Here is a 12,168-nt window from a genome sequence, read left to right on the forward strand (position 1 = left end):
CGATGGCATTAGGGGACGTCTGCAGTGCCGCCCAGGCATCAACTCAGATTCTTGGGGGATTTGAGCTTGATGGCAACCTGTGCGCCAACGACGCGGCCCTGGATGATTGGACGACCGTCTTGACGCAACCATCGGGCGACGATGGTTTCGACGACAGTACACAGTTCACCCGTGGTGCCAGCGAAAGGAGCTGGCCGTGGGGTGCGAACCAAGTCAACGGTACGGGCCAAGCTTCCGGCCAGGCAGATATTGGCCGCAACTACGCCTATTCGACAACCAGCGATGGCCATGTCTTCGCCTTCTTGGGATTCGAGCGAGGGACAAGCACCGGCACCATCCGCTACATCGTTGAGCTCAACGCCGAGAAGAACGACCCCGCGGTGATTCCCACTCCGATTCGCAGCGACGGCGACCTTCGCCTGAGCATCGAGCAGGATGGCAATAATAATCTCATCCTCACCGGTGCCTACATGTGGAACGCGAGCACGGAAACGTGGGTGCAGCAGCAAACCCTGAGCGGTTTCGTCGGTGCGACGAATACCCAGCCCATTACCGGCTTCGATGGAACCAGCACCATCCCGGTACGCGGCTTCGCGGAAATCGGCGTGGACCTGACTGCCCTGTTTGGAGAAGCTACCTGTACCGGCAATTACGGCACGCTGAATCTGCGTTCCTCCTCCTCGATTCCGGAAACATCCAACTTGGGTGACTGGATCGCCCCGATTTCCCTTGCCGTGCCGAGCACCTGCTCCAGCGTGCAGGTCGAGAAGAACTGGGTCATCGACGGCGAGGAATACGAAAACGGCCAGCAGCCCGATGGTATCGCCGCCGCGCTGGAACTGACCGGCCAAACCTCGCCGCAGTTCGGTACCGGCTACGCCAAGTACAGCAATGGCACCGACTACGAGGCCAATGATGAAATCACCATCGGCGAGTCGGTGGCCCAGCTGCCCGCAGGGTGCACCAATACCCCCTCGGGGGATCTGGGTGACCATGTATTGCAACCAGGACTGAACTCCTACACGGTGACCAACACCGTCACCTGCACCACCCTGACCCTGGAAAAGGAAGTCATCGGCGAGGCGGCGGCCACGGAATGGACACTGTCAGCTGATGGCAGCTCAACGGATCTGTCCGGAGTGACCGGCAGCGAAGGCGTCACCAATGTGCCGGTAGCTGCCGGCCAATACGCCATCTCCGAAACCGGGCCGGAAAACTACCAGCTGACGGACCTGGCTTGCGAGGGCGCGGTGGTTGGCGATGGCAACACCATCACCATCACTGCCGGCAGCAAAGCCACTTGCGTGCTCACCAACACCCAGGAAATTGACCTGACGGTCACCAAGACCTGGGTGGTCAACGGCACCGAGTACGCTCACGGCGAGCAGCCGGCAGGAGACGCGGAGCTGAGCATTGATGGCCAAGCAGCTGAATTCGGGGCAACCAGCTCCGGGCATCTGATCGGGGACGAGGTGGCCATCGAGGAAACCCTCACCGGCACGCTCGCCGAGCTGTGCCAGGTGACCAGCTCGACCATTGACGGCGTCGAAGGGCTATCCGCCACGCACACCATGGCCGGGACTCCCTCGCCCAATGTGGTGGCAATCGTGAACACCGTGGAGTGCGAACAGCTTTTGACGCTGGTCAAGGTGGTGGACAACGAGGACTTCAACGGAACCTCGACCACCGATGACTGGACGCTGAGCGCTTCGGGCACCGCGGGAAGCATCGAAGGAAAGTCCGGAGAAACGGACATCACCGAAGCTTCGGTAGGCGTGGGAACCTACCAATTGGCCGAGGAAGGCACCGCCGCAGGCTACGAACCAGGCACCTGGAGCTGCGTCGGCACCGGAAGCGGCGAGGGAGCAACGATCACATTGGAGCTAGGCCAGGAAGCCACCTGCACCATCGTGAACACGGCCCTTCCCGGATCGGCCAGCTGGACCAAGACCACCGTTGATGGCGTCCTGCTTGCAGGTGCCGAATGGACCCTGACCGGTCCGCTGGGCGATGAGTCGGAAACCATAGTGGTTACCGATTGCATGGCCGAAGGCTGCACCGGACCGGATATGGATCCAGCCAAGGGCAAATTCGCCTTGGCAGACCTGAAGTGGGGCAGCTATGAGCTTCAGGAAACCACGGCTCCTCCGGGCTACGTCAAGGACGAGCAGATCCATGAGTTCGACGTCACCGGCGACGCACTGGAGATCGAGCTTGCTGCCATTACCAATGAGCAGCAGGACGGTCCCGTGCTTCCGCTGACCGGCGGCATCGGCCGAGATCAGATTTATCTGATTGGCGGCGCAATCCTGGTACTGGGGCTGGGCATCTGGGGTGCACAGGCCTTCCGTATCCGTCATAGCCGCAACCTCGGCTAGATTCAACCAATTCACCAACCACGCTGAACTTGGGTAGGCGTAAAAATCACTCGCACAAAAGGAGTAATCGTGTTCACGCAACGCAGACTCGGCAAGCTGATTGCCGGAGCAAGTGCCATGGCCCTTGCTGGGATGGGGCTATTTGGGGTAGCCGCCGCATCCGCTGACGAAATTTCGGATATTACGCCGGGGACCCCCGGCAGCATCTCGGTCCACAAGTCTTCGGCGGACCCTGTTGAAGGCCTCAACAACGGCTCCCTGCTGACTCCGGATCCCGGCGCGGGCTTGGGCCTGGATGGCGTTGAATTCACCTTGCAGCAGGTGCTGTTCGACGGCGATCCAATCGACTTGAGCGTGGCCGAAGGTTGGGAGCTGGCAGAAGCATTGCCATCTGAAACTGCCGGTCAAGCATTGCCAGCAGGCTACAGCCTGGGAACCGGAGTCGAACAGGTAACCGTCGACGGCATCGCTACCTTCCCCGGTTTGGATTTGGGGCTGTATCTGGTCACCGAAACCGATTCGGGCGACAACCTGATCAATGCCGCGGCCGCACCGTTCTACGTGAGCATTCCTTACCCGAATGCCGACAACACGTGGAACTACAACGTGCACGTGTACCCGAAGAACACGCTGAACACCATCGAGCAGACCAAGACCGTGGATGACACCGCCATGTTCCTGGGCGATGAGGTCACCTGGACGCTGGTCACCGATGTTCCTGCGTCGGATCTTCCCTACAAGTCCTACACGCTGACCGATAACCTCTCGGGGAACCTCGATTTCATCTCCTGGGAATCGGTATCGATTGGCGCCGGGGAACTGGATCTTGGTGACGACTACACCATCTCGGCCGACAATGCGGTGATCACCTTCACCGCGGCGGGCCTCGCCAAGCTCGATACGGCTGGTGCGACTACCGTGACGGCCGTCTTGAAGACCAAGGTCAACTCCATCCCTGAAGGCGGAGTCATCGAGAACACCGCGACCGTGAACATCAATGGCACGGAAGCTGATGGCACCACCAACACCAACCTGGGCACCCTGCAGCTGGAAAAGAAGGCTGAAGGCGAGAACGGCGCCCTGCTGGACGGCGCGGTCTTCGAGCTCTATGGAACTGCACCCGATGCCGAGGGCGAACCCACCAGTTCGCCTTTGGATACCGGAACCACGGTAGACGGGGTCGTCAAGTGGGAACTGCACCTGGGCATCGAGGACGACATGGAATCGAGCTACTGGGTCAAGGAAACCAAGGCGCCAGCCGGATACGTGCTTCCAGCTGATCCGTGGTCCGGTGAACTGGTTGTCACCAACGGCCAGATCCTGATCGAGACCATTACCAACCACAAGCCGACCGGTCCTGATCTGCCGCTCACCGGTGCCTCGGGCACCGTGCTGTTCACCATTGCAGGTCTTGGCCTGATGGCCGCCGCCGGTGGTGCGGTACTGGTGAAGCGCCGCCGCTCGCGCACCCAGGGCTAACCCGCGTACTGCTTGATGCAGCACCAGGGTAGCCAGTAGATGGTGGGAGAACTAAGCATTGCTTGGGACTCCCACCATTTTCTTTCTGAACTTCCTGATTCCCAAGACTTCGTAGGCAGAAATCATGAGCTCAACTCCCAGTTCCACGCTTTCCCCTCCCCCGCAGCACAGGAACCGCTGGCGCGTCCCGGTGTCCACGCTGGTGATCGCCGTCGTCTTCCTGGCCGGTACGCTCATGCTGCTGTACCCGCCAGCGGCGAGCTGGTTCTCGCAATACAACCAATCCAAGATCATCAAGGAAATCTCCAGCGACGTGTCCCACGAGGGCAGCTCCACGATTTCCCAGGAGCTGCAGCGGGCCCGGGAGTACAACGAGGAACTGGTTGGCGGCGGCTTATTGGCCCCGGGCAGCAATATCCCTACCAGCAACGGATCGGTGCGGGAAGATACCGAGTACGATTCCCTGCTCAACGTCAACAGCGAGGGGCTCATCGGCCGGCTGCGTGTTCCGTCGGTGGACATCGACCTGCCGATCTACCACGGTACCGACGACCAGACCTTGCTCAAGGGCGTCGGGCACCTGCAAGGCACCGCACTGCCTGTGGGCGGGCAGTCGATGCATGCGGTGCTGACTGCTCACCGCGGGCTGCCTGAGGCCAACCTGTTCAACGATCTGCCCCAGGTGAAAATCGGCGAAACCTTCAGCATTGAAGTCTTCAATGAGGTGCTGACGTACCGGGTCGTTGAAACGCAGACGGTCGAGCCGGATGAAACCAAGGCGCTGACCCCGCAATATGGCAAGGACCTGGCCACCCTGGTCACCTGCACTCCCCTAGGCATCAACACGCATCGCATGCTGGTCACCGGCGAACGCGTGCACCCTACCCCGAGCGCAGATCTGGAAGCCCTCGGCTCCACTCCTGAGATCCCGGGCTTCCCTTGGTGGAGCGTCTGGCTCGGATCAGCACTGCTGCTCCTGGGGACCTGGGTGTTTCTTGCAGGTCGCCCCCGTTCTGGCAAGAACATCGGCGTCTAGTTATAGTCCGCAGGGGCAGGTTTGCGCCTCGCCTGCTAGCGCGTCGAGCGCAGCGAGAAGAACAGGAAGCTCAAGAACGCGTCGCGTTCGCGCAGCTCTTCTGGAATCACGCCTTCGGGTGCATCCTTGGCATACGGCGGCTCCCAGACACGCTCCACCGCGAACCCTGCGGAAATCAGCGCCGTCATGGTTTCGTGCAAAGGCCGATGCCAATAGGTCAGTTCGGCAGGCTTCCCGTTGAAAGTCACTTCGTCGGTGTACTGGGTGAGCTGGAAGTAGTCCTTGCCACGGTGGTTGAACGGATAGAGAATCGGGTGGTTCACCGACATGATGAGCCGGCCGCCGGGCTTGAGCACCCGGCGGACTTCCTCCAAGGCGTAGCCCCAGTCCGGCAAGTAGTGGAACACCAAGGAAGCAATGGCATCGTCAAAGCTGTTGTCGGCATACGGGAGCTTCTCCCCCAATGTCGCCACTTTCAGGTCCGCGTCCCCGCCCAGCCGCTGGCGTGCCAGATCCACCATGGCCCGGCTGGTGTCGAAGCCCGAGACGCTCGCGCCACGGCTCATGAGCTGTTCGGACAGCGGACCGGCGCCGCAGCCGATATCCAGGATGTTCCGGCCGGCAACCTCTCCTGCCAGTTCCAAGGTGGCCGGCCGCTCATAGTAGGCGTTCAGCATGCTGAATTCGTTCTCGTCAGCGTAGTCCTGGGCGAAATCGTCGTAGTTGCTTTCCTGTGGCACGGGCGCGCTCCTTTGCATGGTTTTGCCCGAGCCTAGCAAAGGCTTCAACCAATCATTGGGAAAACACTCGACTGATCGAGTAACGCTTTGACGGCATTAGCCGCAATCGATCACAATCGGGTCCAGCCATAGTTTCTATTCCCAGTCCAGATTAGAATCAGCACATGGGACCGATCAGTGCCCATGCTCGCTCGACTTTCCATGGGGAGAACTTGAATAAATTAGTTCAGCGTTCGCTCGCTGTCATCGCTTCGGGAGCACTTGTATTCTCCGGTGTCTCTGCGGCCTCGGCCGCTCCGTTGCCCACCAGCATTTCATCTGCCAGCATCGTTGCTGCGAAGAAAAAGGCTCCTGCGGTAACCATCAAGAAAATCGGCACGAAAACGGTCAAGGGTTCAGCCAAGGCAACTATCAAGCCTAGCTATTCCAAGGCAATGAACGTGAAGATCAAGTCGGCGTTGCTGAAGGTGGTCAAGGGCAAGAAGACTGTCGCCAGCAAGAAGAAGTCCGTCAAGCTTGCAGAGGGCACCTACAAGGTCACGACCACGGTCAAGTACCAGCTCAAGGGCAAGACCTCGACCGTGCAGAAGACGCAGACCTTGCTGGTGAAGAAGGCGGCCGCCAAGCGTTCCGTGAAGATGAGCGGGAAGGCGAAGAACTGCCCTGCAGGCTACCCGGTGAAGGGCAACCGCACCGGCAGCCAGAAGGAGTGGAAGTACCACGTCAAGGGACAGCGCTTCTACAACATCACGAAGCCAGAAGAATGCTTCAAGACTGCAGCCGATGCGCGCAAGGCCGGCTACCGGGCTTCGAAGCTCTAAACCTGCCTGGCTGGTATCCGACCCAGCAGACTGAAAAATCGACCTCGGTTGCTTCCCAAATGGGAAGCAACCGAGGTCGATTTATTTGAAATGCCATGGAGCCAAGTGCGAGGGAAGAAACTAGTTCCGCAAGCTCCTACTTCTCAATGGCTTCTGGAGAATCTTTCCCGGACTCCCCATTGCGGCTCTTCTTGATATTCTCGGCAAATGAAGTTGCTACGTCCTCGGCTTTGTCCAAGGCACGGTTCTTCGTCTCGTCCCCAAATTGCTTGATTGCGCTCAAGCCATCAGCGCCTGCGTCAGTCACCTTGTCCCGAACCTCGGAGACAGCCTTGAGCCACTTCTTTGACTCCAGTGCCCCGTAGGCGCTCTCGATTCCCAATCGGCTTTGGAACTCCACTAGATCATTCGAGACGGCGTTCGTCGCCTTCACGACTTCGCTCGATGACTTCGGATGCAGCAGCACCTTTGAATTCGCCAGTCCGGCGACGACAGCGATTCGCTCAAGAAGCTGCTCGGTCACCTTCGTAATGTGTGCGATTCTGCGTTCGCGCGCGATCTGCAGCGCGATTCGATGACTCTCCAGTTCGTGAGGAGAACCGTTGAGCACACGGTCCAGTTCCAGAACAGACATGCCGTCTTCGAGCTGGAAGCAGCGTGCCAGTACTGCCAACCACTGGGTGGCCTTTGATTCGATCTCGCGGGTGATCTTCGCCAGTTAACCCATCTTCGTTTTGTTTTCCAGCTTTTCAGCTAATCCTGCCAAGGCCCGCAGCGCATAGGACTGGGTCGTTGCGATGGTCTTGGCATTCGAATGAACCTTTGACCATGTCGTCTCACCGATATGCCCCACTTGGTCGCGCACGACCATGGCATCATCGATGAGCATTCCAACACCATCAAGATCCGCAAGGACCGCGTCATTCTGCGCACGGAGGATATCGTCAATTTTTTCGTCGATCACCTTCAAGTAATCGGTGATCTCATCAATGCTCTGCTGCATCGCGTACTGGGCTATGATCCCACCCACGCCTGCCAGAACAGCCGGGTTTGAAAGCATCGCCGTTGGGCTGGTGACGATTTCAAGCAAATTGCTGATCTTGCCATCTTTCATGACGACTGCACGCGCCAGGCCGTTCTCCGATCCAGCCATCAGGTTCTTGGCATTGAAGATCCGTGCTGAGTCTTCCGAGAGCTTGATCCAGCGTCCGGACTTCTCCGCAATCCCGCTACCGGCTTGCATCGCGGTTGCACTGAGGCCAGCTGCTTTGCTTACGCGTTCCAAGGGCAGTTCCTTGGAAATCAAGCCGACGGATTCCACGAATTTGTCAACGGCGCTGCGTTCGCCAAGGACTGCCACGCCATTTCCATCAGAAACGATCTCAATATCTTCGCTAGCCACTTTTGCTCCTTGAACTATCAGCTATTGAACAGCGGCGGCGGCATTGTTCGTTCTGCTCTCGCCCGGAACAATTCTTACACTAAAAGATTGAATACTAAAGTTCCTTCAGGCCGCGGCACTTCAGCGCACAGCAGGAGTGCCGCTCCGTTTTCCATGCGCTCATCGCAGAATGGACGCAGGATGCATTTTAACGAAAACCGCTGCCTCTAAACGATATTCCTATCGTTCAGAGCCAGCGGTTTTCAGCTTATGCAGTCAGCCGCATGCTTAGCGGGCTACCGAACCATCTACGTAGTCATCCGAGGATGCATCCGAGATCCAGGAGAACAGCGAGCGCAGTTCGCGGCCGGTGGTCTCGATTGGGTGGGCTTCGCCCTTGGCGCGCAGTTCCTTGAACTCCGGAGCGCCAGCCTTCTGGTCTTCCATGAAGCGGTTGGCGAAAGCACCGGACTGGATATCGGCCAGCACAGCCTTCATGTTTTCCTTCACCTCTGGGGTGATCACGCGTGGGCCGGAGACGTAGTCGCCGTACTCAGCGGTGTCGGAGATCGACCAGCGCTGCTTGGCGATGCCGCCTTCCCACATCAGGTCGACGATCAGCTTCAGCTCGTGCAGCACCTCGAAGTAGGCGATTTCCGGCTTGTAGCCAGCTTCGGTCAGGACCTCGAAGCCGTACTGGACCAGCTGGGAGGTACCGCCGCAGAGCACAGCCTGCTCGCCGAACAGGTCGGTTTCGGTCTCTTCGGTGAAGGTGGTCTCGATAACGCCGGCACGGGTGCCGCCGATGCCTGCAGCGTAGGACAGTGCCAGTTCCTTGGCGCCGCCGGTGAAGTTCTGCTCCACGGCGATCAGGTCAGGGATGCCGCGGCCTGCTTCGAATTCGCGGCGTACGGTGTGCCCTGGCGCCTTCGGAGCAACCAGCGCAACGTCGACGTTGGCTGGTGGCTGGATGAAGCCGAAGCGGATGTTGAAGCCGTGGCCGAAGAACAGCGCGTTGCCCTCTTCGAGGTGCTCGGCGATCGACTCGGTGTAGACCTGGGCCTGGACCTGGTCCGGGGTCAGGATCATGATGACATCTGCCCAGGCCGCTGCCTCGGCAACGGTAGCTACCTTCAGGCCTTCGGCCTCGGCCTTGGCACGGGACTTGGAGCCCTCAGCCAGGCCGACGATAACCTCGACGCCCGAGTCGCGCAGGCTCAGTGCATGGGCGTGGCCCTGGGAGCCGTAGCCAATGACAGCTACCTTCTTGCCCTGGATGATCGAGAGGTCTGCGTCATCTTCGTAGTACAGATCAGCCACTGTAATTCTCCTTATTTGTGCTTCTGGTAAAGAAGTCTTGTGCTTAGGCACTGTTGCTTTCTTCTAAGCTAGGTGCCAAATACCTAAATTTGTAGTTCGTGTCTCTTGAAGTCGTTGTGCGCTTAGGCGGACAGCGTCTTCAGGGCACGGTCGCTCATCGACTTGGTTCCGCGTCCCACGGCCAGCGTTCCGGCCTGGACGATCTCGCGGATGCCGAATGGCTCAAGTACTGCCAGCAGTGCTTCGATCTTCGCCGCATTGCCGGTGGCCTCAACGACCAGCGAGTCCGTGGATACGTCGATCACCGATGCGCGGAACAGCTCCGCGGCCTGGGTGACCTGCAGTCGCGTCGCCGCATCGGCGCGCACCTTGATCATGATGTGGTCACGCTGCACCGAGGTTTCCGGCAGCAGTTCCACGATCTTGATGACGTTGACCAGCTTGTTCAGCTGCTTGGTGACCTGCTCCAGGGAATCCCCTTCGGCGTCCACCACCACGGTCATGCGGCTGATGCCGGCAATTTCCGTGGGACCTACGGCCAGCGAGTGAATGTTGAAGGCACGGCGGGCGAAGAGGCTGGCGACGCGGGTGAGCACGCCGGGAACGTCTTCAACCAGTACCGAAAGCGTATGCTTTGCCATGTCCTAGTCCTCCTCTTCCCATTCAGGGGTCATGCCGCGGGCAATCTGGATCTGGTCGTTGCTGACTCCCGATGGGACCATTGGCCACACCATGGAGTCGGCCGAGACCACGAAGTCGATGACTACCGGACGGTCATTGATTTCCAATGCCTTCTGGATGGTCGCGTCGATATCCTCGTCGCGTTCGCAGCGCAGGCCCACGCAACCGTAGGCGTCGGCCAGCTTCACAAAGTCCGGAATCCGGGCGGTTCCGTGGCCGGTGTTCAAATCGGTGTTGGAGTAGCGGCCATCGTAGAACAGCGTCTGCCACTGGCGGACCATGCCCAGCGAAGAGTTGTTGATGATGGCAACCTTGATGGGGATCCGGTTGATCACGCAGGTAGCCAGTTCCTGGTTGGTCATCTGGAAGCAGCCGTCGCCATCAATGGCCCAGACCACGCGGTCCGGCTGCGCCACCTTGGCGCCCATGGCGGCAGGAACCGAGTAGCCCATGGTGCCCAGGCCGGCGGAGTTCAGCCACGAGCGCGGGCGCTCGTACTTGACGAACTGCGCTGCCCACATCTGGTGCTGGCCCACGCCTGCCACGTAGACGCCTTCCGGACCGGTCAGCTCGCCGATGCGCCCAATGACGTTCTGCGGAGCCGAGAGGCCATCGTGGGTTTCGGTGTAGCCGATCGGGTAGGTTTCGCGCAGGCGGTTGAGCAGTCCCCACCAGCCGGCCAGATCCTGCTGGGCTTCGTTCTCGAAGCGCGAGGCGCAGGCCTCGTGCAGCTGCGGGATGATTTCATCCAGCGAGCCGACGATCGGCACATCGGCCACGCGGTTCTTGGAGATTTCCGCAGGATCGATATCGGCGTGGATCACCTTCGCGTTCGGCGCGAAGGTGGAGAGCACGCCGGTGACGCGGTCATCGAAGCGAGCCCCGAGGGTAATGAGCAAATCCGACTGCTGCAGTGCGGTGACCGCAGAGACGGCACCGTGCATGCCGGGCATGCCCACGTGCTGTTCATGCGAGTCCGGGAAGGCACCGCGTGCGGTCAGCGTGGTGACCACCGGCGCGTTGATGAATTCCGCGAATTCCTTGAGCTGCTCATGGGCGTTGGCCTTGATCACGCCACCGCCGACGTACAGCACCGGGCGGGTTGCCGAAGCGATGAGCTTGGCGGCTTCGCGCAGCTGCTTGTTGTGTCCGCGGGTGACCACGCGGTAGCCAGGCAGGTCGACCTTTGGCGGCCATGAGAAGGTCATGTCGCTCTGCTGGGCATCCTTGGTGATATCCACCAGCACCGGACCGGGACGGCCGGTCTGCGCCAGGTAGAAAGCGCTGGCCAGCGTGCGCGGAATGTCTTCCGCGTTGGTGACCAGGAAAGCGTGCTTGGTAATCGGCATCGTGATGCCGACAATGTCTGCTTCCTGGAATGCGTCAGAGCCAATGAAAGCGCTATTGACCTGACCGGTGATTGCCACCATTGGTACCGAGTCCATATTGGCATCGGCCAGTGCGGTGACGAGGTTGGTTGCGCCTGGTCCGGAAGTAGCGATGCATACGCCCACTTCCCCGCTCACCATGGCGTAACCCTGTGCGGCATGGCCGGCACCCTGTTCGTGGCGGACCAAGATGTGGTTAATCTTGGTCGAATCCATCAGTGGATCATAGGTGGGAAGGATGGCCCCACCTGGTAATCCGAAGACGTCTTTGACGCCCAGTTCTTCCAGCGAGCGGACGATGGCTTGTGAGCCCGTCATCTGTGTGGGAGCAACGATATTATTCGGACCCTGTACCGGGTTCGAAGCCTCCACGACGGAAGAGACAGCGGCGGCGGCATCCTTGGTTCGATTGATTGACTTCGCAACCGACGCCGGATTGGCGGGTGTTGAGTTGCTCATCGGGATCCTTTCCATATCTATCTCTTCGTTTGCGCATAAAAAACGCCCCGCGGCCGTCACTACTGACGAAAGGGGGCTTGCGCGTTACCGACGTACTGTCCGTGGTGTTGGACAGTGTCTCAGGCTCCGCGCCTGATAACTAGTAGTACATCGGTGTTTGTTTGCATGCCTCTAGTTTTCTCCACCTCACGGCAAAGAGCAACTAGACACCCTGTTTATCTCATTATATGAGATGGATGTCCAAGCCTTGGACGCGACACCGCGAACAAGCCTTGGCTTTTTCGCTTCATAGGCACCAAAAGCGCCTGTCGAAACGGGATTAGCTGGAGACAAGCACCAGCTGCCGGGAATGCGCATCGCTCGCGCTACGCACCCCTTGCTCCAAGGAAGTCCCCTGCCATGCAGTTGGTTTCGCTTGCAGCGTTGAGCCGGGAAAGGCATGAGTTCCGTCGATGGCCACACGGGCGCATGGCTTGACGACTCAA

The 12,168-nt window shown here is 59.5% G+C and carries 10 protein-coding genes; 4 read left to right on the forward strand and 6 right to left on the reverse strand.

Annotated elements, in window-relative coordinates:
* The first annotated feature begins 2 nt into the window (after window positions 1-2).
* The 3 genes from ACFVHU_RS17440 (at window position 3) to ACFVHU_RS17450 (ending at window position 4,893) form a co-directional block, all read left to right on the forward strand.
* Window positions 3-2,378, forward strand: a complete 2,376-nt coding sequence (locus ACFVHU_RS17440) for a SpaA isopeptide-forming pilin-related protein (RefSeq protein ID WP_388025720.1) — start codon at window positions 3-5, stop codon at window positions 2,376-2,378.
* A gap of 69 nt (window positions 2,379-2,447) precedes the next feature.
* The gene (locus ACFVHU_RS17445; RefSeq protein WP_388025722.1) at window positions 2,448-3,857 is read left to right on the forward strand and encodes a SpaH/EbpB family LPXTG-anchored major pilin; all 1,410 of its coding nucleotides are present in this window, start codon (window positions 2,448-2,450) and stop codon (window positions 3,855-3,857) included.
* A gap of 124 nt (window positions 3,858-3,981) precedes the next feature.
* Complete coding sequence (locus ACFVHU_RS17450) at window positions 3,982-4,893, forward strand: class C sortase (protein ID WP_388025724.1); 912 nt, start codon at window positions 3,982-3,984, stop codon at window positions 4,891-4,893.
* 35 nt (window positions 4,894-4,928) lie between these two features.
* On the opposite strand, the gene ACFVHU_RS17455 is transcribed toward ACFVHU_RS17450, so the two are convergent.
* Window positions 4,929-5,633 carry a class I SAM-dependent methyltransferase gene (locus ACFVHU_RS17455; RefSeq protein WP_388025727.1) on the reverse strand — a complete coding sequence of 235 codons (705 nt, stop codon included), beginning with the start codon at window positions 5,631-5,633 and terminating at the stop codon, window positions 4,929-4,931.
* A 164-nt stretch (window positions 5,634-5,797) separates the two neighbouring features.
* Here ACFVHU_RS17455 and ACFVHU_RS17460 point away from each other — a divergent pair, with 164 nt between their 5' ends.
* On the forward strand, window positions 5,798-6,454 hold the full coding sequence (locus ACFVHU_RS17460; protein WP_388025730.1) for a hypothetical protein: 657 nt from the start codon (window positions 5,798-5,800) through the stop codon (window positions 6,452-6,454).
* A gap of 136 nt (window positions 6,455-6,590) precedes the next feature.
* On the opposite strand, the gene ACFVHU_RS17465 is transcribed toward ACFVHU_RS17460, so the two are convergent.
* From ACFVHU_RS17465 to ACFVHU_RS17485, 5 genes are all read right to left on the reverse strand, one after another.
* Window positions 6,591-7,127, reverse strand: a complete 537-nt coding sequence (locus tag ACFVHU_RS17465; RefSeq protein ID WP_388025733.1) for a hypothetical protein — start codon at window positions 7,125-7,127, stop codon at window positions 6,591-6,593.
* Between the two features lie 45 nt (window positions 7,128-7,172).
* Complete coding sequence (locus ACFVHU_RS17470; RefSeq protein ID WP_388025736.1) at window positions 7,173-7,739, reverse strand: hypothetical protein; 567 nt, start codon at window positions 7,737-7,739, stop codon at window positions 7,173-7,175.
* A 384-nt stretch (window positions 7,740-8,123) separates the two neighbouring features.
* On the reverse strand, window positions 8,124-9,155 hold the full coding sequence (gene ilvC, locus ACFVHU_RS17475; RefSeq protein WP_013348730.1) for a ketol-acid reductoisomerase: 1,032 nt from the start codon (window positions 9,153-9,155) through the stop codon (window positions 8,124-8,126).
* A gap of 122 nt (window positions 9,156-9,277) precedes the next feature.
* On the reverse strand, window positions 9,278-9,796 hold the full coding sequence (ilvN, locus tag ACFVHU_RS17480) for an acetolactate synthase small subunit (RefSeq protein ID WP_105658085.1): 519 nt from the start codon (window positions 9,794-9,796) through the stop codon (window positions 9,278-9,280).
* A 3-nt stretch (window positions 9,797-9,799) separates the two neighbouring features.
* The gene (locus ACFVHU_RS17485; RefSeq protein WP_105658084.1) at window positions 9,800-11,683 is read right to left on the reverse strand and encodes an acetolactate synthase large subunit; all 1,884 of its coding nucleotides are present in this window, start codon (window positions 11,681-11,683) and stop codon (window positions 9,800-9,802) included.
* Window positions 11,684-12,168 lie beyond the last annotated feature (485 nt).

The sequence above is a fragment of the Glutamicibacter sp. NPDC127525 genome, assembly GCF_042672105.1.
Taxonomy (GTDB): domain Bacteria; phylum Actinomycetota; class Actinomycetes; order Actinomycetales; family Micrococcaceae; genus Glutamicibacter.

Bases quoted from the DNA above. Each gene is read 5' to 3' on its own strand.
- ACFVHU_RS17485 (WP_105658084.1), bottom strand. From the start codon at position 11,683: ATGAGCAACTCAACACCCGCCAATCCGGCGTCGGTTGCGAAGTCAATC.
- ACFVHU_RS17440 (WP_388025720.1), top strand. From the start codon at position 3: ATGGCATTAGGGGACGTCTGCAGTGCCGCCCAGGCATCAACTCAGATT.
- ilvN (WP_105658085.1), bottom strand. From the start codon at position 9,796: ATGGCAAAGCATACGCTTTCGGTACTGGTTGAAGACGTTCCCGGCGTG.
- ACFVHU_RS17450 (WP_388025724.1), top strand. From the start codon at position 3,982: ATGAGCTCAACTCCCAGTTCCACGCTTTCCCCTCCCCCGCAGCACAGG.
- ACFVHU_RS17460 (WP_388025730.1), top strand. From the start codon at position 5,798: ATGGGACCGATCAGTGCCCATGCTCGCTCGACTTTCCATGGGGAGAAC.